The sequence below is a fragment of the Microbacterium sp. NPDC077391 genome (genome assembly GCF_040686955.1).
In the GTDB taxonomy this organism is placed as follows: Bacteria; Actinomycetota; Actinomycetes; order Actinomycetales; family Microbacteriaceae; genus Microbacterium; species Microbacterium commune.
On the sequence record NZ_JBFBMI010000003.1, the window covers coordinates 112,219 to 130,067 of the forward strand.

At 71.1% G+C, this 17,849-nt stretch carries 19 protein-coding genes and 1 pseudogene; 10 read left to right on the forward strand and 10 right to left on the reverse strand.

The window, feature by feature from the left end; all coding sequences use genetic code 11:
- Nucleotides 1–32: 32 nt before the first annotated feature.
- Nucleotides 33–971: a VOC family protein gene (locus tag AB0O65_RS08730; protein WP_363384201.1), complete on the forward strand. Its 939-nt coding sequence runs from the start codon at nucleotides 33–35 to the stop codon at nucleotides 969–971.
- A 52-nt stretch (nucleotides 972–1,023) separates the two neighbouring features.
- On the opposite strand, the gene AB0O65_RS08735 is transcribed toward AB0O65_RS08730, so the two are convergent.
- From AB0O65_RS08735 to AB0O65_RS08750, 4 genes are read right to left on the reverse strand one after another with little or no spacing between them, the layout of a single operon-like run.
- A complete protein-coding gene (locus AB0O65_RS08735; RefSeq protein ID WP_363384204.1) occupies nucleotides 1,024–1,509 on the reverse strand; it encodes a MarR family winged helix-turn-helix transcriptional regulator in 486 nt (161 codons plus the stop codon).
- Between the two features lie 44 nt (nucleotides 1,510–1,553).
- Nucleotides 1,554–2,840, reverse strand: coding sequence for an NAD(P)/FAD-dependent oxidoreductase (locus tag AB0O65_RS08740; protein ID WP_071641304.1), 1,287 nt, complete (start codon nucleotides 2,838–2,840; stop codon nucleotides 1,554–1,556).
- An 11-nt stretch (nucleotides 2,841–2,851) separates the two neighbouring features.
- Nucleotides 2,852–3,508 carry a histidine phosphatase family protein gene (locus tag AB0O65_RS08745; RefSeq protein WP_363384208.1) on the reverse strand — a complete coding sequence of 219 codons (657 nt, stop codon included), beginning with the start codon at nucleotides 3,506–3,508 and terminating at the stop codon, nucleotides 2,852–2,854.
- Between the two features lie 60 nt (nucleotides 3,509–3,568).
- On the reverse strand, nucleotides 3,569–4,486 hold the full coding sequence (locus AB0O65_RS08750) for a DnaJ domain-containing protein (RefSeq protein ID WP_363384211.1): 918 nt from the start codon (nucleotides 4,484–4,486) through the stop codon (nucleotides 3,569–3,571).
- Nucleotides 4,487–4,518: 32 nt separating this feature from the next.
- Here AB0O65_RS08750 and AB0O65_RS08755 point away from each other — a divergent pair, with 32 nt between their 5' ends.
- Entirely contained in the window at nucleotides 4,519–4,707 is a 189-nt protein-coding gene (locus tag AB0O65_RS08755; RefSeq protein ID WP_071641192.1) for a hypothetical protein, read from the forward strand.
- A 3-nt stretch (nucleotides 4,708–4,710) separates the two neighbouring features.
- Here the strand turns inward: AB0O65_RS08755 and AB0O65_RS08760 are convergent, their stop codons facing one another.
- Together AB0O65_RS08760 and AB0O65_RS08765 are read right to left on the reverse strand one after the other, a co-directional pair.
- A complete protein-coding gene (locus AB0O65_RS08760) occupies nucleotides 4,711–5,478 on the reverse strand; it encodes an alpha/beta hydrolase (protein ID WP_071641302.1) in 768 nt (255 codons plus the stop codon).
- A gap of 73 nt (nucleotides 5,479–5,551) precedes the next feature.
- The gene (locus AB0O65_RS08765) at nucleotides 5,552–6,526 is read right to left on the reverse strand and encodes a DNA topoisomerase IB (RefSeq protein WP_363384213.1); all 975 of its coding nucleotides are present in this window, start codon (nucleotides 6,524–6,526) and stop codon (nucleotides 5,552–5,554) included.
- A gap of 179 nt (nucleotides 6,527–6,705) precedes the next feature.
- Between AB0O65_RS08765 and AB0O65_RS08770 the strand changes: the two genes are divergently transcribed.
- The 4 genes from AB0O65_RS08770 (at nucleotide 6,706) to AB0O65_RS08785 (ending at nucleotide 10,063) form a co-directional block, all read left to right on the forward strand.
- Nucleotides 6,706–8,196, forward strand: a complete 1,491-nt coding sequence (locus tag AB0O65_RS08770) for an MATE family efflux transporter (RefSeq protein WP_071641188.1) — start codon at nucleotides 6,706–6,708, stop codon at nucleotides 8,194–8,196.
- 181 nt (nucleotides 8,197–8,377) lie between these two features.
- A complete protein-coding gene (locus AB0O65_RS08775) occupies nucleotides 8,378–8,800 on the forward strand; it encodes a hypothetical protein (RefSeq protein ID WP_363384216.1) in 423 nt (140 codons plus the stop codon).
- Between the two features lie 199 nt (nucleotides 8,801–8,999).
- On the forward strand, nucleotides 9,000–9,671 hold the full coding sequence (locus AB0O65_RS08780) for an acyl-CoA synthetase (protein ID WP_071641185.1): 672 nt from the start codon (nucleotides 9,000–9,002) through the stop codon (nucleotides 9,669–9,671).
- Nucleotides 9,668–10,063, forward strand: a complete 396-nt coding sequence (locus AB0O65_RS08785; protein WP_071641183.1) for a hypothetical protein — start codon at nucleotides 9,668–9,670, stop codon at nucleotides 10,061–10,063. Before AB0O65_RS08780 ends, AB0O65_RS08785 begins: the two co-directional genes overlap by 4 nt.
- A gap of 6 nt (nucleotides 10,064–10,069) precedes the next feature.
- Here AB0O65_RS08785 and AB0O65_RS08790 read toward each other — a convergent pair whose 3' ends face one another.
- The gene (locus AB0O65_RS08790) at nucleotides 10,070–11,155 is read right to left on the reverse strand and encodes a PQQ-dependent sugar dehydrogenase (protein ID WP_071641181.1); all 1,086 of its coding nucleotides are present in this window, start codon (nucleotides 11,153–11,155) and stop codon (nucleotides 10,070–10,072) included.
- A gap of 102 nt (nucleotides 11,156–11,257) precedes the next feature.
- On the opposite strand from AB0O65_RS08790, the pseudogene AB0O65_RS08795 reads away from it, so the two are divergent.
- Nucleotides 11,258–12,669, forward strand: a pseudogene (locus AB0O65_RS08795) (MFS transporter).
- A gap of 6 nt (nucleotides 12,670–12,675) precedes the next feature.
- On the opposite strand, the gene purB reads toward AB0O65_RS08795, so the two are convergent.
- Together purB and AB0O65_RS08805 are read right to left on the reverse strand one after the other, a co-directional pair.
- Nucleotides 12,676–14,049, reverse strand: a complete 1,374-nt coding sequence (purB, locus tag AB0O65_RS08800) for an adenylosuccinate lyase (protein WP_363384948.1) — start codon at nucleotides 14,047–14,049, stop codon at nucleotides 12,676–12,678.
- Between the two features lie 37 nt (nucleotides 14,050–14,086).
- Nucleotides 14,087–14,599, reverse strand: a complete 513-nt coding sequence (locus AB0O65_RS08805; RefSeq protein WP_071641175.1) for a low molecular weight protein-tyrosine-phosphatase — start codon at nucleotides 14,597–14,599, stop codon at nucleotides 14,087–14,089.
- Nucleotides 14,600–14,712: 113 nt separating this feature from the next.
- On the opposite strand from AB0O65_RS08805, the gene AB0O65_RS08810 reads away from it, so the two are divergent.
- Both AB0O65_RS08810 and AB0O65_RS08815 read left to right on the forward strand, forming a co-directional pair.
- On the forward strand, nucleotides 14,713–14,973 hold the full coding sequence (locus AB0O65_RS08810) for a hypothetical protein (protein WP_363384221.1): 261 nt from the start codon (nucleotides 14,713–14,715) through the stop codon (nucleotides 14,971–14,973).
- The gene (locus tag AB0O65_RS08815) at nucleotides 14,970–16,274 is read left to right on the forward strand and encodes a hypothetical protein (RefSeq protein ID WP_363384224.1); all 1,305 of its coding nucleotides are present in this window, start codon (nucleotides 14,970–14,972) and stop codon (nucleotides 16,272–16,274) included. Before AB0O65_RS08810 ends, AB0O65_RS08815 begins: the two co-directional genes overlap by 4 nt.
- Nucleotides 16,275–16,294: 20 nt before the next feature.
- On the opposite strand, the gene AB0O65_RS08820 is transcribed toward AB0O65_RS08815, so the two are convergent.
- Nucleotides 16,295–16,696 (reverse strand): phage holin family protein, encoded by a 402-nt coding sequence (locus tag AB0O65_RS08820; RefSeq protein WP_363384227.1) that lies wholly within the window; start codon nucleotides 16,694–16,696, stop codon nucleotides 16,295–16,297.
- Nucleotides 16,697–16,781: 85 nt separating this feature from the next.
- Between AB0O65_RS08820 and AB0O65_RS08825 the strand changes: the two genes are divergently transcribed.
- Nucleotides 16,782–17,849, forward strand: coding sequence for a histidinol-phosphate transaminase (locus AB0O65_RS08825; protein ID WP_363384230.1), 1,068 nt, complete (start codon nucleotides 16,782–16,784; stop codon nucleotides 17,847–17,849).

A 17,849-nucleotide genomic window follows, 5' to 3' on the forward strand; every position in this document is an offset into this window, starting at 1 on the left:
GTAGGTTCAACAACAGTCCCACGGAGGCAGATATGAGCACCAGCGATTCCCGCACCGAGCACGCGTCCGCCGCGGGCCGCGTGCTCGACCCCGCAACCGATATGGATGCCGTCTCGCTGCGCGTCGGCGATCTCGAGACGATGTCGTCGTACTACGCGAACGCCCTCGTCCTGGAGCCGATCGAGGAGAGGACCCGCGGCGCCGAGGTGCACCGTGTGCTCGGTCGCGGCCGCGTGCCGATGGTCCGACTGATCAGCACGCCCGGCCTCCCGCCCGTCGATCCTCGCCAGGCCGGGCTGTTCCACACCGCGTTCCTGTTCGACGATGCGCCCGCGCTCGCTGCGGTCGTGCTGCGCGCCGCCCAGGATCAGCGCGGCTCCTTCACCGGCTCGAGCGACCACCTGGTCAGCGAGGCGTTCTACTTCACCGACCCGGAGGGCAACGGCATCGAGCTCTACGTCGACCGGGATCGCTCCGAGTGGCGCTACGAGAACGGCGAGCTGCAGATGGCGACCCTCCACCTCGATCCGAACGATTACCTTCGGCAGCACCTGGACGACGACACGCTGCGGAGCGTGGCCATGACCGCGGGCAGGGTCGGCCACGTGCACCTTCAGGTCGGGGACATCCCCACGGCCCGCGCCTTCTACATCGACGCGCTGGGATTCGAGACGACGGTCGCCAGCTATCCCGGAGCCCTGTTCGCGTCGGCAGGTGGCTATCACCACCACATCGCGATGAACACGTGGAACAGCGGCGGTGCGGGACCGCGCGCTGCCGGGCTCGGCCTCGGCGACGTGGCGATCACCGTTCCCGGGCGCGACGACCTCGATGCGCTCATCGCGCGGCTGCGCGAACACCGGCTGCCGTTCGCCGACGACGGCCGCTCCGTCATCGTCTCCGACCCGTGGGGCACGCAGGTCACCCTCGCGCTGCCCGGCGCCGACGTCGACGAGGTCCTCGCGCGATGACTCCGACAGGCGCGCCGCGCACCGACTCCCGAGCCTCAGTCGGTCGGCGTGGTCAGCTCATCCGGCTGGCCAGCATCCGCTGATCGGGGTCGAGCCGGGCCAGCAGCGCGACGGTGATCTCATGCAGCTGGCGACGCTGCTCGTCATCGAGCGCGTCGAAGACGAGGGAGCGCACCGTGCTCACGTGCTCCGGCGTCGCGCTGATCACTTTGCGACGTCCGTCCGGCGTGAGCTCCACGGTGGTCGCCCTGGCGTCGTCGGGGGTCGCGACGCGGCGCACGAGCTCGCGGCTCTCGAGCCGGCTGACGGCGTGCGAGAGGCGCGAGAGCGACGCGTTCACGCCGGTCGCGAGTGCGGTCATGCGCATGCGGCGGCCGTCAGCGAGCGCGAGCATCGAGAGGGTCGCGTAGTCGAAGTGCGTGAGCCCCGCATCGCGCAGCAGCTGCGCGTCGATCCGACTGGGCAGCAGCTCCAGCACCGCCGTGAGCGGTGCCCAGGTGCGGCGCTCCTCGTCGGTGAACGATCGTGATGTGCTCATGCGGCGATGGTACCGGGAGCAGTTGACGCTTCAATAATGTCGCGTCACACGCCGCGGTCGGCCAGCAGGACGCGCGCCGCGCGATCACCCGACACCAGCGCCCCGTCGATGGAGGGGCTCTGCCGGTGATCGCCGGCGACGTACAGCCGATCGACCACCCGCGTGGGCTCGGCCCGCAACGGCGGGTGCTGGGCAGGCAGCGCGTGGTGGATGTCGTCGCGTCGCAGCAGCGGCCAGCGCGTCGCATCCGTGCCCCAGATCTCGCCCAGCTGTCGGCGCACCTCGACCTCCCCGGCCACGACCTGCGGGCCGAGGAGGCATGTGGCTTGGACCAGATGCCTGCCGGCGGGCGCGTAGCTCGGGGCGGCGTGCGAGATCACCGCGGTGTTGACGATGGGCCCTGATCGTCGTCCATCGACGGCGATCATGCCCGATGCCGCCGGCGCGGCCTCGGGCGCGAACCACCAGGTCTGCAGCCCGCGGGTGGGCGGCGCATCGACGCCCGTGAGGGCGGTCAGGCGCTCGGGGCCCACTGCGACGATGACGGCGGCGGCCCTCATGGCATCCGCGCCCGCCGCATCGACCTCGACGTGATCCGATGCGGGGCGGACGCGATCGACGCGATGCCCGAGGCGTATCTCGGCGCCCGCCGCGCGGGCCTTCCGCGCCAGCTGCTCCGGCAGCGCCTGGATACCCTCGGCGGGCAGTCCGGGCGTGCCCAGCAGGAACATGCGCACCAGCCACCGGGTGAAGGCGTTCGAGGTGTCGAAGCGTGCGTCGGCGAGGACCCCGCTGAGGAACGGCTCCACCACCTCTGTGCGCAGCGGGCCGCGCAGCCCCGCACTGTCCCAGCTCTGGCGCGCAGACGTGTCGTGCCCGGCCGCCGCGCGGCGACGCAGCCGCGTCGGTGCGAGCAGGGCCGGGGCCGCCCAGCGTGCGAGCGCGATCACGTCCGCGGGGCGGACCAGTCCGCTGCGAAGAGTCTCGCCGATCGACAGCGGATGCCTGCGAGGATCGGCCAGGGTCACCAGCGTCGACCCGCCCACTCCGGCTGCGCTGTCGCGGCGTACCCGCACCCCCACCGGGAATGCCTGCAGTCGCAGGGCCGTCGCGTCGGCCCAGCGCCGCACCGACGGATAGGCGGGGTTCAGCACCTGGAACCCTCGATCGAGGAGGAAGCCATCGACGCGGTCGGTGCGCTGCCGACCGCCGACGGCGTCGGAGGCATCGAGCACCAGCACGTCCAGACCCGCCTCGGCCAGCACCGTCGCGGCCCGCAGGCCGGCGAGGCCCGCGCCTACGACGATGACATCGTGGTCTGCTCCTGGCATCCGCTCTAGCATCAGGATTCCGCCGGCTCCATGGGCAGGTGCGGCCCGTGGTTCCAGGCCAGGATCGCGGGGGATTCGCGCGCGAATCCGAGCACCGACACCGAGCCCGCGTCGAGCGAGATCGACGCGGCGAATCGTGGTGCCTGGCGCAGGAACACCGCCGTGAGGATACGCAGATAGTGGCCGTGCGCGACGAGGGCGACATCTCCGGATGCCATCGCCGGCAGCACGCGGGTCAGCACACGCGACGCGCGTGCGGCGACCTCCTCGACGGTCTCGCCCGGCGTCTCGCCGCGGATCACCCCATGGGTGAACGTCGTCCAGCTGTAGCCGAGCTCCGCCCGGATCTCCTTCGTCGTGCGCCCCTCGTACCCGCCGTAGTCCCATTCGACCAGAAGGGGGTCGATGCCGGCATCCAGCCCCGCGAGCTCGGCCGTGCGTCGCGCCCGCTGCAGCGGCGAGCTGAGCACGAGGCGGAAGTCGTACCCCTGCACCAGCTCACCGGCCGCACGGGCGAGATCCTCACCGTGGGTGGTCAACGGGATGTCGGTCAGACCCGTGTGCCTGCCGGTGCGCGACCATTCGGTCTCGCCGTGGCGCAGCAGCACGAGCTTGCCCCGAGGGGCGTCGGGCGCGGGTCGATCGGGCAGCGGGTCGGTGGCATCCACGCTCTCACCGTAACCCTCGCTGCAGCCCCGGGCGCGGGCGCGCGCGGCTTCTCACGCGCCTCACGGTGAGAGCACGCGGACCGTGTGCGTCAATCGGCTTCGCACGTCGAACGCCTCGTTGCCGCCGAGCACGCGCGCTCCCGGCACTCCGGCGCGCAGCACCGAGCGCAGCGCGCTGCGGCGCACGACCACGACCGGCACACCCCTGACGGAGACCAGCGGCGTGATCGCGTCGTCGAGGTCGTCATCGGGAAGGATGAGGATCGCCCCGCCGAACCGCACGCGTGCAGCGCGTGCCACGATCCGCATGCGGGCGAGCAGGTCGCCGATGGGGGCGGCGCCGCCGACGTGGCTGCCGATGACCTCGCCCTGACGGAACCGCACCGGTCCGCCGAAGTCCTCCGACCGGAGGCCGTACAACCCGGTCGGGCTGAGCACGACGTGATCGAGCTTCCCCTCCTCGTCCTCGCCGGTGGCGACGTCATACCACGCCGTGAACCCGATGCCGAGCTCGTCGATCGCCGCGGCCGTGGCCTCCTCCGCCAGCGCGTCGGCCAGCATCCGACGCGCCTGCCACGATGCCGCGTGCACGACGAGCGGGTCGTAGGCCTCGGCATCCGTCGCCTCGTGACCGAGCTGCTCGGCGAGCAGCTCACGGTAGCGGCGACGGCGCCACGCGCCCGCCTGCCCGTGCGAGCGCCCGCGCGGGCGGGTGCCCGTCGCGCCCGGAGTCGACGGACGCGTGGCCCAGGACGTCGTCCCCCTCCCGCGGTCGTAGGCGGCGCGCGCGGCCGAGGTGCCGACCAGCTCCCAGGCCCGCTGCACGCGCACGAAGACGGCCGCGTCGCCCCCGGTGTCGGGGTGCGACTGGCGCAGCCGCAGCCGGTAGGCGCGGCGCAGGTCGTCGTCGCTCACCTGGGGCGTGACACCGAGAACCTCGTACGCGGATGCCGAGAGCGGGCCGTCGAAGGTCACCATCACACGTTAGACGCTTCTTCTAGGCTGGAGGCATGACCAAGAGCACCCTGTGGACCATCGTCGCCGTCGTCGTCTCGGTCGTCATCGCGTTCTGGATCGTGAACGTGCTGTTCTCGCTGATCTGGTTCATCGCGAAGCTGGCGATCGTCGCCGTCGTCGCGGTGATCGTCTTCGTCGTCATCCGCGCGCTCATGGCCCGCTCCCGCGGCGAGCGGCGCTGAGCCTCAGCCCCGCAGGAATTCCAGCGCCGCGACGCGGAACGCCTTCGCCCCCGGGGCGTTGAAATGATGTCTGCCGGGGATCTCGAAGAACGTGGCCTGCGGGGCTGCCTCGGCGAGCCGCCGCGAGCCCTCGAGCACCCCGTCCAGCGCTCCGGTCGCGAACAGCACCGGCTGCTGCGGGGCGTGCGCGGGATCCGGGTCGATCGACCGCGAATCGCGCATGCCCTCGGCCAGGGCGAGCAGGGCGTGCATGTCGTTGCCCGCCACCCGCTCGGCCAGCGTGATGTAGCTCTGCGTCACCGGATCGGCGACGGGCGTGCCGTCCGTGGCATATCGGCGCACCTGGTCGGTGTCGAGCCGATCCAGCGGGATGCCGTCGGGCACGCCGCCCAGCACCGCGCGCGGAATGCGGTCGCCGAGGTCCAGCGCGACCTGCCAGCCGACCCGCGCACCGAGGGAATAGCCCACGTACAGGGCCTCGTCGATGAGGAACGTGTCGAGCACCGACTCGACGTCGCGCGCGAGGCTGCGCACCGTGTAACCGGCCGAGTCGTGCGGTTTCTGGCTCGCGCCGTGCCCGCGCTGGTCGATGCCGAGGATCCGGAAGCCCTCGCGCTCGAGCATCCGCACCCAGCCGGTGTGCACCCAGGTGTCGGCCGTGCTCGATGCGAACCCGTGCACGAGCACGACCGTCGGCCCGCTCGCGTCACCCCACGAGTACGTCGCGAGGGCGACGCCGTCGCCGACCTCGACGTACTGGGGCTCGGGCATTTCGGTGAGTGCGGAGAGGATGTCGACCACACCACCATCATGCTCCTGCAGCACCGATGCCGGCGCCTGAGCGTCAGCCGAACAGCGTCACCAGCTGGCCCTCCACCCGTCGCGCCGGGTCGACGACGACGCCCTCGTCGTACAGGTCGAACACGCGCGGGTCGATGTAGCTGGCACGGGCCACGGCGGGAGTGTTGCCCAGGGCGGATGCTGCCACGCGCACGGCCTGGGCGGCGGCGCGCGAGCGCGCAGTCGCGGTGGGCTTCAGGCCGATCTGCGCCAGGGCGACGGCAGCCGAGATGGTGCCGTGCAGCGTGCGGAAGTCCTTCGCCGTGAAATCGCCGCCGGTGCGCAGCCGGACGTCGTCGTTGATCTCGGCGGCGCGGAGCGGGTGCCACGCGGCGGCACGGGCCGTGTCGTCCTGCCAGCTGAGCAGCAGCGAGCGACTGCCGCGGCGTTTCAGCCCGGAGATGAGCATCGCGAGGTCGGCGTCGTCGACCTCGGATTCCCAGGGCTGGCCGCTCTTGCCGGGAAAGCGCAGCTCGACGACCCGGCCGCCGCGCACCCTGGCATGCGATCCGCGCAGGGTGACCAGCCCGATGCTGCCGTGCGCCTTGGCGTACTGCTCCGATCCCACTCGCAGCAGGGCCGAGTCGAGCATCCGGAACGCACCCGCGAGCAGTCGCGGCCGGCCGAAGCCGTCGGTGCGCAGATCGCGGGTCACCCCACGGCGGGCGCTCGGCAGCACCTCGGCGAGCTGCAGCATGCGATCGAACTTCTCGCGCGCCATCCGCTCATGCCACGCGGGGTGGTAGATGTACTGCCGTCGGCCCGCGGCATCGATTCCCGTCGCCAGGATGTGCCCGTTGGCATGCGGGCACATCCACACGTCGGTCCACGCGGGCGGCACGACGAGGGCGCGCAGACGTTCGAGCATCGCCCGATCGTCGACCGGGGTGCCGTCCGCCGTCAGGAACCGGTAGCCGCGACCGTGACGCATCCGCCGGATGCCCGGGGCGTGCGGGTCGCTTCGACGTAGGCGTGTCATGCATCCGGACTACCCAACCGGCCCGATCGCAGGCAAGCCCCTGGCGTGGACGGAGGGAAAGAAATATGCGGCTGCGGCTCGACCGTTTCGAAACGATTCGATAGACTGTCCGAGCGGCGCCGTGACGATCCACGGTGCCGCCGTCTTTTTGCCGGCATCCCTCGTTCCCCCGGATCATCATGGCCACCACCCTCATCACGGGGCGCCCTTGGCGCGTCATCCTGCTCTTCTCCGTGCCCCTGCTCATCGGCAACGTTGTGCAGCAGCTCTACCAGTTCGTCGACACGATCGTCGTCGGGCGACAGCTCGGCGTCGACTCGCTCGCTGCGGTCGGCGCGACCGGCAGCCTGATCTTCCTCATCATCGGCTTCGCGTGGGGTCTCGCCAGCGGGTTCGCTATCCCGACCGCGCAGGCGTTCGGCGCCGGGGATGCCCGCGGGGTGAGCCGCTCGGTCGCCACGGGAACCCTGCTCACCGCTGTCACCAGCCTGATCCTCACGGTGCTCGGGCCGCTCATCGCGCGCCCGTTCCTCGAGCTGCTGCAGACGCCGTCCGAGCTGCTCGCCGAGGCCACGACCTTCACCCAGGTGACGTTCATCGGCGGCAGCACGATCATGTTCTTCAACTACCTGGCGGCCATCATCCGCGCTATCGGCGACTCGACCACGCCGCTGGTGTTCCTCACCATCTCGTGCGGATTGAACGTCGGTCTCGTGATCCTCATGGTCGGCCCGCTGGGCTGGGGCGTCGCCGGCGCGGCCCTGGCCACGGTGATCGCGCAGGCCGTCTCGGTTCTGCTCTGCCTCGGATACCTGTGGCGGAAGCTGCCCGTGCTGCACGTGCACCGCGATGACTGGAAGGTGCGCCGCGCCGACGCGCTCGAGCACCTGCGACTCGGCCTGCCGATGGGATTCCAGGCATCCATCATCGCGATCGGCGCCCTCGCGGTGCAGGTGGCGCTGAACACGCTCGGCGCCGACGCCGTCGCCGCGTACACCGCCGCATCCCGCATCGACGGCCTCGCCGTCGCCCTTCTCGCCTCGCTGGGGCTGGCCTCGTCGATGTACGCCGCGCAGAACCTGGGCGCCCGCCGCCCCGACCGCATCCGCCGGGGCACGGTCCAGGCGCTGTGGATGGCAATCATCACCTCGGTGCTGCTCGGCGTGATCATGATCGCGTTCGGTGCGTCGGTGGTGCGCCTGTTCGTCGGCGACGGATCCGATCGGGTCGTCGACCTCGCCCATCAGATGCTGATCATCAACGGCGTCAGCTACGCCGCCCTCGGTGTGCTGTTCGTGCTGCGCGGCGTGCTGCAGGGTGTCGGCCGGGTCGCCATTCCCACCATCACCGGTGTGGTCGAGCTGGTCGCGCGCGTGATCGCCGCGGTCGCGCTGGGCGCGGTGTGGGACTTCGCGGGCGTCGCCCTCAGCAATCCGCTCGCCTGGATCGGTGCCGTCGTGATCCTCGTGCCGGCGTACGTCTCCGCCCATCGCGGGTTCGGCAGGCTGCCCGTCGAACCGGTCGAGACCACGCTGACCACGCCCATGCCGGTGATCGGCCCGTCGGAGGGGTCGCGGACGGTGGATGCCGTGTTCACCGCCCCCGTGCCTGTGGTCTCGGGCCGGTTGAGCTCGCTGCGCCTGCCCCGGAGGGGGCGCCGCCTGCGCTGAGCGCGCGCCGCCGAGAGGTGCGGACGGCGCGGAATCGGGCCGTCACGAGCCGTTCACGCGTCATCCCTCAGGATGATGCCGAATCGTTCCCCTGGCTGACGCACAAGCCGGATCTCCGCGCGTAACCTGGCTGACACGAGCACGCCGCGATGCGGCGTGCGGATGACCGGGGGGTCGGGGAATGTCCAGTCTTGCAGTGGCCAACATGTTGGCATCCGTGCTCGTGCCCATCGGCAACGCCGGCGCGGTTCTGGCGGTGGTCTGCGCACTCATCTTCGCTCTCGCCTTCGCACGGGGGTCGGCTGGGCTCGCGGGCGGCGCCGCCGGCGTCTGGATCCTGGGTGCGCTGCTGAGCCTCTGCGCATCGTTCGCCACGGTGTGGACCCCGGTGGTCGTCTCGCTGAGCGCGCTCGCCGCCGCCTTCGTCGTCGGCGTGCTCGGGCGAGTGCTGCTGCGGGCGGCGCGCAGGCCGCGCGCCGCGCCGGCCGCCGCAGCCGCCCCCGCAGATGCCGTGCCGGGGACGGCCAAGCCGGCCGCGGCGCGCATCACGGGGCGCAGCGCACCGGCTCGGGCGGGCGCCGAGACCGTCCGCGTCGCCTCCTGATCCGGGCCCGGTCGACGCCGAGGCGACTCGGCGTTGCGAGGTCGATCAGGCACGGTTTCGCACGCGTCGCCGTACCGAAGTGACCCCGGATGCCATCGCGGATGCCCGCGGCGCGGCCCGCGCGGCGGCCCCACCACCGTCGAGGCGGTGCAGGGGTCGCGCGACGTAGACTGGTCGGGTCACCGATCTGAGGACTGTCATGCCCGCCGCTTCCCGCTCGCGCACCGCGCGCCCCGCTGCGGTGCGCCCGTTCACCGCGCGCACCGTGCAGCTCGCTCGCGCACTGATGGCGGCCGTCGCCGCCCTCATGATCACGTTCTCTCCCGATCACTCCGCCGCCGTCGGCCTGGCGGTGTTCGGCGGCTTCGCGATCGTCACGTCCCTCGTGCTGATCGTCGCCGCGATCATCGTCCACGGCCCGGGCCAGCGCTGGCCCTCGGTGCTGATGGGCGCGATCACCCTGGTCCTCGGCATGGCCGCGAGCATCCCGACCTGGCGCACGGACGCGCTGTTCTTCGTGCTCGTGATCACCTGGGCGGCGCTGACCGGTCTCGTCGAGCTGATCTCGGGCATCCGGTCGCGGGGCCAGGAGGGCTCTCGCGACGCGATCACGGTCGGCGGGCTGGGGCTTCTGCTCGCCGCGCTGCTGCTGATCGTGCCCGTCGGATTCGTGCAGAACTACGCCGTCGAGGGGCACGCCATGTCGCTCACCGGCATCATCATCGGCGTGGGACTGTTCGGCGGCTACGCCGCGATCGTGGCGGTGTTCCTCGGCATCGCGGGGCTCGCACCCGCCGCGACGAGCACCGCGACGACGAGCGAGACGACTGCCGGGGCCGACCGCCTGGCCGACCACGGAGGAGAGGCATGACCGACCACAAGCCGACGCGCAAAGAGATCCTGCGCCCGCTGCACCTCGTGGGCATCGCCCTCGCCGCCGGCGTCTTCGCGACCGTCGTGACCCTCGTCTCGACCGGGGCGTTCACCGAGCGCGTGAACCTCTCCATCGCCAAGGGCACCTACGAGGGCCTCACCCCGCTGGGCCTCGGACTGGTCATCGGCGGCGCCTCGTTCATCGTCACCCTCCTCGGGCTCGCCATGCTCATGCTCGCGGTCGACCCCGCAGACGTCACCAGGACCATCGATCGCCCGGTGCTCCTCGACCACGACCCGTCGTCGTCCGCCCCCGAGAGCGGCCAGACCGGCGCACCGCGGAGCGGCGAGCGTCGTGATGGCGGCGACGGTCCGGCCACGGCATCCTGACCCGCCTCATCCCTCCGGCAGCGTGAGCTGCAGCAGCCGATCGTCGTCGCGCCCCGGTGATCCCCGACCGTCGGTGTTGTTCGTCAGCACCCAGAAGGTGCCGCCGGGACCGGCGACCACGTCGCGGAGCCGGCCGAATCGGCCGGTGTAGACCGCCCAGGGTTCGATGCTCGGTGTCGTCGTGTCGTACAGCCAGAGCCGCGCACCGCGCAGACCAGCGACGTACACGACGTCGTCGATCACGGCGATGCCGCTGGGGCTCGCTTCGTCTGGCGCCCACACGGCGACCGGATCGATCGTGTCGTCGGCGCGCCCGAACCCCTCGTGGTCGGGCCAGCCGTAGTCGCCGCCCGCCTCGATGCGGTTCAGCTCGTCCCACGTGTCCTGCCCGAACTCGCTCGCCCACAGGGTGCCGTCATCACCCCACGCGAGTCCCTGCACGTTGCGGTGGCCGAGGCTGTACACCGCTGTGCCGAACGGGTTGCCGCGCGCCGGCTCGCCCTCCGGCGTCACCCGCAGGATCTTTCCGCCGAGGAAGTCCCGATCCCGAGCACGATCACGCTGCCCCGCGTCGCCGGTGGCGATGTACAGCATCCCGTCCGGTCCGAAGGCGATCCGCCCGCCGTCGTGATTCGATGCCCGCGGGATGTCGGCGACCACCACCTCGGCCGCGTCGACGTCCAGCGTCAGCGAGCCGGGCTCGCCGGTCAGCGGCATCCGCACGACCCGGTTGTCGTCCGCCGCACCGTGATAGGCGTACAGCCAGCGCGTCTCGCCATCGACGAGCAGCGCGAGGCCGTGCAGGCCCGACTCGCCACCCGACACGACACCGGGCACGATCCCGGCCTCGCGCAGGTCTCCGGATGCCGTCAGCTCGAGCACCTCGCCGCCGTCGCGCTGCGAGATCAGCGCCCCGCCGCGGTCGAGGCGCACCACCGACCACGGCGCCGCCAGCCCCGACACGAGCGTGATCGGCTCGGTGTTCGCCGTGTCGGTCGGGTCGACGGCGGGCGGGGTCGGGATGCCGGGGGCCGAGCAGCCCGCGAGAACGAGAGCGCCGAGCACCAGCGCCGGTGCGACGCGTCGTCTCATCGGCCGCTCCTCTCACGCGTGTGCCCTCCAGCATCCGTCACTTCGCGCCGTCGATCCACCCTCGGCGGGAATACATCCGCCACGCGGCGCCTTGGCCCTGTCATGACCGTCTCCGTCGATCGCGCCTCCGTCGGTCTGCGATCGGAGCGCGGGCCCGTGCTCGGTGCGCTCATGCTCGCCACGGGGCTCATCGCGATCGACACGACGATCCTGGCCACCGCGGTGCCCACGGTCGTGCGAGATCTCGGCGACTACCAGCTGTTCCCGTGGCTGTTCTCGGTCTACCTCCTCGCGCAGGCGGTGAGCGTGCCGATCTACTCGCGCTTCGCCGACACCATCGGTCGCAAGCCCATCATCCTGATCGGGATCGGCCTGTTCCTGGCGGGATCGGTGCTCTGCGGGTTCGCGTGGAGCATGGTCACGCTCATCCTGTTCCGTGTCGTGCAGGGTCTCGGCGCCGGGGCCGTGGGCCCGATGGCCATGACGATCGTGGGTGACATCTACACGGTCGGCGAGCGGGCCAAGGTGCAGGGCTACATGGCCAGTGTCTGGGCGATCTCGTCGGTCGTGGGCCCGTCGCTCGGCGGCATCTTCGCCCAGCTGGATGCCTGGCGGTGGATCTTCTTCATCAACGTGCCGCTGTGCCTGCTGGCCGGATGGATGCTGGTGACGAGGTATCACGAGCAGGTGGAACGGCACCGGCACCGCATCGACTACCTCGGCGCGGTGCTGTTGACGCTCGGCCTCACGGGGATCATCCTCGGACTGCTCGAGGGCGACAGCGCCTGGGCATGGCTGTCGTGGCAGAGTGCGATCTGCTTCGTGGGGGGCGCGCTGCTGCTCGTCGTCTTCGCCTTCGTCGAGAAGCGGGCAACGGAGCCGATCATCGACTTCGCCCTCATCACCCGGCGGCTCATCCTCACCTGCACGGCGGTCGCCTTCGGGGTCGGTGCGCTCACCGTCGCGTGACGACCTTCGGGCCCGCGTACCTCGAGGGCGCCGGCGGGGCCATCCCCCTGGTCTCCGGCCTCGCGGTCGCTGCACTGAGCATGGGCTGGCCGCTCGCGGCATCCCTCGTCGGCAGGCTGTATCTGCGCATCGGATTCCGGCGCACGGTGCTGATCGGCATGTCCATCACAACCGTCGCGGCGGCCGGCCTGGTGCTCATCGCGCCGTGGCCGAACCCGCTGCTGTTCGCGGTCGTCGCCTTCGTGCTCGGATTCGGGCTGGGGTGGACGGCCGCCCCGACGCTGATCGGCGCTCAGGCCGCGGTCGGCTGGGGAGAGCGGGCGGCCGTCACGGGAATGAACGGCTTCGCCCGGTCGGCCGGAAGCGCGGTCGGCGTGGCCGTGCTCGGCGCCATCTCCAACTCGCTGCTCGACGCGGGCGACGCCGCCACGGTCGTCTGGGCGTCGACGTGGGTGTTCGTCGGCGCTGCCGTCTTCGCGGCGCTGACCCTGCTCGCGGCGGTGCTCATGCCCCGCGACGGCGTGCCCGACCCCGACGCGGTGTGACCGGGCTCAGCGAGCCAGGCGCTCGGCGATGCCGGTGTACGTCGCCGGAGTCAGCGCGAGCAGGCGCTGCTTCGCGGCATCCCCGATCTCGAGCTTCCCGACGAACTCCGCCAGCTCCGCCGCGCCCACGCGGTGACCACGGGTGAGCTCCTTGAGCAGCGCGTACGGGTCGCTGATCGTCGAGCGGCCGGCGACCACCTCGGCGCGGATGACGGTCTGGATGGCCTCGGCGAGCACCTCCCAGTTGTGGTCGAGGTCGTCGAGCAGCACCTCGCGGCGCAGCGAGATCGCGTTCAGCCCGCGGCGCAGGTTGTCGAGCGCGAGCAGCGAGTGCCCGAACGCGACGCCGATGTTGCGCTGCGTGGTGGAGTCGGTGAGGTCGCGCTGCAGACGGCTCGTGACGAGGGTCTGAGAGAGGGAGTTCAGCAGCGCGCCCGACAGCTCGAGGTTGGCCTCGGCGTTCTCGAACCGGATCGGGTTGATCTTGTGCGGCATCGTCGACGAACCGGTCGCGCCGGCGACGGGGATCTGCGCGAAGTAGCCCAGCGAGATGTACGTCCAGATGTCGGTGGCGAGGTTGTGCAGGATGCCGCCGGCGTGGCGCACCCGGTCGTACAGCTCGACCTGCCAGTCGTGCGACTCGATCTGCGTGGTGAGCACGTTGAACCCCAGGCCCATGCCCTCGATGTACTCGCGGGCGATCGTGGGCCAGTCGGCATCCGGATCGGCCGACAGGTGCGCCGACCACGTGCCGGTCGCGCCGGAGAACTTCGCCAGGTAGTCGGATGCCGCGATCTGGCCGCGCACGCGCTCGAGGCGCCATGCGAAGACGGCGAGCTCCTTGCCCATGGTCGACGGGGTCGCGGGCTGTCCGTGCGTGCGCGACAGCATGGCCGCGTCGGCGTGCTCGACGGCCAGCTCGCGCAGCTTCGCGATCACGAGGTCGAGGGCGGGCAGCCACACCTGCTCGACGGCGCGCTTGACGGTGAGGGCGTAGGAGGCGGAGTTGATGTCCTCACTGGTGCACGCGAAGTGTGTGAGCTCGGCGATGGCATCCAGGCCCAGCGTCTGCAGGCGATCGCGCACCAGGTACTCGATGGCCTTCACATCGTGCTGCGTGACGGCCTCCTTCTCGGCCAGCCAGTCGATCTCGGCCTGACCGAAGTCGCGGTACAGCGCACGCAGGCGCTCCTTGTCGGCATCCGCCAGCGGCGTCGTCTCGAACAGCGACCGATCGGTGAGGGCGATCAGCCATTCCACCTCGACCTCGACGCGGGCGCGGTTCAGGCCCGCCTCGGACAGATAGTCGGCGAGCCCGGACACAGCGGCCTGGTAGCGGCCGTCGAGGGGGCTGAGCGGCTGGGTCGGGAGCGAGGGCAGAGAAGTCAGGGCAGGTCCTCCTGCTCAGGGTCCCGCGTCACGCGAGACGGCGATGGGATGCCCGCACAGCCGGTTCGAGCTGGGCGAAGAGGCCGCGGGTGGCGGTCTCAATCATACCGAGCACCGAATCGAACATCGCAGGGCCGGCGTAGTACGGATCCGGCACGTCCATGCTCGACGCGTGCGGGTCGAACGCGCGCAGCAGAGTGACCTTGCCCTCATCGTCCTCGTTGTGGGCCCAGGCCCGCAGGATGCGCTCGTGGGTGCGATCGAGCGCGACGATCAGATCGTTCTCCGAGAAGGCTGCCGCGCTGAACTGCCTGGCGCGATGGTGCGACCCGTCGAGTCCGCGCCGACTGAGGGCGTCGAGCGTGCGACCGTCCGCGCGCTCGCCGACGTGCCAGTCGCCGGTGCCGGCGCTGCGCGAGATGACGCGCGCGCCGAGCCCGTTCTGCGCGGAGAGCGCACGAAGCACCACTTCGGCCATCGGGGAGCGACAGATGTTGCCTGTGCAGACGAAGATGACGCGGAAGGGATCCGGGTCGGTCATCACACCATTGTGCCCGCAACCACCTCCGTCCCCAATCGCGGATCCTGTCGACTTGTGCACAGCTGCCGGGATTCGCGGGGGTCAGGGCGCGCAGAGCCGCGCACCCTGGAGACATGCTCGCGATCACCCCTCCCGGCGCATCGTCGGCTGACGAGATGGCCGCCCTCCTCGGCGGCGTGCGCCTGCTCGACGATGCGTTCGACACGCTCACGCAGGTGCGCATCGAGCTGTCGCGGCTGATCGCCGACTCCCACTGGCGAGCGGATGCCGTCGAGATCCTGCGCGCCTCGCTCATCGAACGACGCCGCGAGGCCGACGCGCACAGCGCGGAGGTCGTCGCGCATCGCGATGACTGCCTCCGGGGGATCACATGAGCGGCGACCTGCAGATCACCGGCGGGGGAGCGATCGCCGTCGACCCCGACCAGATGCGGGCGGTGTCCGATCGGATGGCCGCGGTGGCCGCGCGGCTGGCCGACGCCGGGGAGAGCGTCCGCCGCGCGCACCGGGTGCTCGCCGCGACGCGCAGCGCGCCGACGTGCATCGATCTGTCGGCGCTGTGGGTGACGGCGCAGAGGCTCGCAGACGAGAGTGCGGATCTCGCCTCCGATGCCGCGGGCACGGCGATCATGGCGGATGCCTTCGAACTGGCCGATCTGCGCGCCGAGCAGGAGATGCTCTCGATCAGGCGGCCGACAGAAGCCGACCGCCTGCAGACCCGCATCGATGAGCTGCTCGCCTCGAACGAGCAGCTGGACACCATGGCACTCACCCTCACCTCGACGTGGCAGGCATCATCCACGACGGGCCTCTTCGACCAGTCGCTGGATTCGATCGCGTGGGGCGCCTACAGCATGCACGCCGCGCTTCCGATGCGGATGCTCGTCGGCATGCTCCGCGACGGCACGGCGGCGGCCGGAACGGTCCCGCGCGGCACCGTCATCACGGGGGCCGCACCGCCCGTCGCCGTCCGGCGGGTGTCGACGTCATCCGTCACGGGATCGGCCGTGACGCTCACGCAGCTCGTCACGCGTCTGCCCGGCGGCGCAGCACAGGTCGCCGTCGAGAAGCGCACCCACGCCGGTGGTGCGGTCTCATTCGTCGCGTACATCGACGGCACGCGCCGAATGACCAGCGGCGGCAGCGACCCGTGGGACATGGGATCGAACTGGGACCTCTACGTCGACCGCGAGCAGAGCGCGGCGTACGCGGCGACCGTCGAGGCGCTCCGGCTGGCGGGTGCGGAGGAGGGGGCGCGCGTGGACCTGGTCGGATACTCGCAGGGCGCGGCGATCGCCGGGGCCGTGGCGATGAGCGGCATGTACCAGACGCCCCGGGTGATGATCGTCGGAAGCCCTGCCGTGCCGTCACTGGGCGCGGATCAGACCCTCATCCGCATCTTCCACACCGACGACCCGGTCGGCGCCGGCTTGACCGCGGGCGGCCCGGCACATGCGACCGGATCGCCGCAGGGCATCACCGTCTCGCGCGAGTACGCGACGAAGAACGAGCTCAGCTCGGTTCCCTCGCACTTCCGCGATGCCTACGACGAGACGATCTCCCGGGCGGACGCCTCGGGTGACGCGCGCGTGAGGAGTCTGCACGCGAGTCTCCGGGCGGAGGCCGGTGACATCGTCTCGGTCGAGCGTATGGAGTTCCAGGCGACGCGGCCGTGAGCCCAGGGCGGGTGCGCCGATCAGCGGCGCTTCTTCTTCTCCTGCGGTCGCAGGATGCCGCCGAGGATCGCGTTGATGACCGAGATCAGGAAAGCCGCGACCACACCCCACCAGAACGATTCGACGGTCAGCCCCCAGCTGAACGCGCTGGTGATCCACGCGGTGATCCAGAGCAGCAGGCCGTTGATGACGAACGAGATCAGGCCGAGCGTGAGGATGTACAGCGGGAACGCCACGATGCGGATCACCGTGCCGATGATCGAGTTGACCAGCGCGAAGACCGCACCGACGGCGAGCAGGGTCAGCGCGACCTGCAGGTCGCCGCCAGGGGCGAACGGCCGGATGCCGACTCCGAGAACCGAGATCAGCGTGACGACCCAGATGGCGAAGGCGTTGATGACGACGCGGATGAGGAATCGCATGTGCTGATCCTGTCACGCATCCGCTCTTGCGCGAAGGGACGGGACGGCGGCGTTGCACGGCGACGGCCGCTCTTAGACTGATCCCGTGACCGAGCCGACCCTGCCCCGCATCCGTCCCGAGATCGCCGCCCTGCCGCCGTACCGCCAGGGCAAGCAGGCGGGGCCGGACGCCTTCAAGCTCTCGAGCAACGAGAACCCCTTCGAGCCGCTCCCGTCGGTGCTCGAGGCCCTGCAGACGACCACTCCGATCAACCGCTACCCCGACGCGTCCGCAGCGGCACTGCGCGCCCGCCTCGGCGAGAAGTACGGCGTCGAGCCCGACGCGGTGCACGTCGCCGCCGGGTCGGTGTCGATCCTGCACCAGCTCGTGCTCGGCACCGCGTCGGTCGGCGATGAGGTCGTCTACGCCTGGCGCTCATTCGAGGCGTATCCGAGCCTTCCGCTCGTCGCCGGCGCGACCGGCGTGCAGGTGCCCCTCACGTCCGGCGCCAGGCACGACCTCGACGCGATGGCGGATGCCGTCACCGAGCGCACCCGCGTGGTGATCGTGTGCACCCCGAACAACCCGACCGGGCCGGTCGTCAGCAGCGCCGAGTTCGCCGCCTTCGTCGCCCGTGTGCCGCAGGACGTGCTGATCATCCTCGACGAGGCGTACGCCGAGTTCGTCACCGCTCCCGACGCCGTCGACGGTCTCGGCGAGCGTGTCTTCGAGCGTCATCCGAACGTGGTCGTGCTGCGCACCTTCTCCAAGGCGTACGGCCTGGCCGGTCTGCGCGTGGGCTATGCGATCGGGCATCCGCGCGTGCTCGACGCCGCGCGCACCACGGGCATCCCGCTCTCGGTGACCAGCGCGGCAGAGCGCGCGGCGATCGCCAGTCTCGATGCCGAGGCCGAGCTTCGCGAGCGGATCTCGGTCATCGTCGAGCGGCGCACCCGCCTGATCGGCGGCCTGCGGGCGCAGGGCTGGCAGGTCCCCGACTCCCAGGCGAACTTCGTCTGGCTGCCCGCCCGTGAGCGCACCGACGAGGTCGCCGCAGCCTTCGACGCCGCCGACCTGATCGTGCGCCCGTTCTCGGGTGACGGCATCCGCATCTCGGTCGGCGAAGAGGAGTCGATCGATCGCGTGCTGGCCGTCGCGAAGTCGCTGCTCTGA

Coding starts and splice junctions, on each gene's coding strand:
- AB0O65_RS08735 (WP_363384204.1), bottom strand. CDS start 1,509: ATGAGCACATCACGATCGTTCACCGACGAGGAGCGCCGCACCTGGGCA.
- AB0O65_RS08810 (WP_363384221.1), top strand. CDS start 14,713: ATGCTCGCGATCACCCCTCCCGGCGCATCGTCGGCTGACGAGATGGCC.
- AB0O65_RS08820 (WP_363384227.1), bottom strand. CDS start 16,696: ATGCGATTCCTCATCCGCGTCGTCATCAACGCCTTCGCCATCTGGGTC.
- AB0O65_RS08760 (WP_071641302.1), bottom strand. CDS start 5,478: ATGCCCGAGCCCCAGTACGTCGAGGTCGGCGACGGCGTCGCCCTCGCG.
- AB0O65_RS08815 (WP_363384224.1), top strand. CDS start 14,970: ATGAGCGGCGACCTGCAGATCACCGGCGGGGGAGCGATCGCCGTCGAC.
- AB0O65_RS08740 (WP_071641304.1), bottom strand. CDS start 2,840: ATGCCAGGAGCAGACCACGATGTCATCGTCGTAGGCGCGGGCCTCGCC.
- AB0O65_RS08755 (WP_071641192.1), top strand. CDS start 4,519: ATGACCAAGAGCACCCTGTGGACCATCGTCGCCGTCGTCGTCTCGGTC.
- AB0O65_RS08780 (WP_071641185.1), top strand. CDS start 9,000: ATGCCCGCCGCTTCCCGCTCGCGCACCGCGCGCCCCGCTGCGGTGCGC.
- AB0O65_RS08805 (WP_071641175.1), bottom strand. CDS start 14,599: ATGACCGACCCGGATCCCTTCCGCGTCATCTTCGTCTGCACAGGCAAC.
- AB0O65_RS08765 (WP_363384213.1), bottom strand. CDS start 6,526: ATGACACGCCTACGTCGAAGCGACCCGCACGCCCCGGGCATCCGGCGG.
- AB0O65_RS08790 (WP_071641181.1), bottom strand. CDS start 11,155: ATGAGACGACGCGTCGCACCGGCGCTGGTGCTCGGCGCTCTCGTTCTC.
- AB0O65_RS08785 (WP_071641183.1), top strand. CDS start 9,668: ATGACCGACCACAAGCCGACGCGCAAAGAGATCCTGCGCCCGCTGCAC.
- AB0O65_RS08770 (WP_071641188.1), top strand. CDS start 6,706: ATGGCCACCACCCTCATCACGGGGCGCCCTTGGCGCGTCATCCTGCTC.
- AB0O65_RS08750 (WP_363384211.1), bottom strand. CDS start 4,486: ATGGTGACCTTCGACGGCCCGCTCTCGGCATCCGCGTACGAGGTTCTC.
- AB0O65_RS08775 (WP_363384216.1), top strand. CDS start 8,378: ATGTCCAGTCTTGCAGTGGCCAACATGTTGGCATCCGTGCTCGTGCCC.
- AB0O65_RS08730 (WP_363384201.1), top strand. CDS start 33: ATGAGCACCAGCGATTCCCGCACCGAGCACGCGTCCGCCGCGGGCCGC.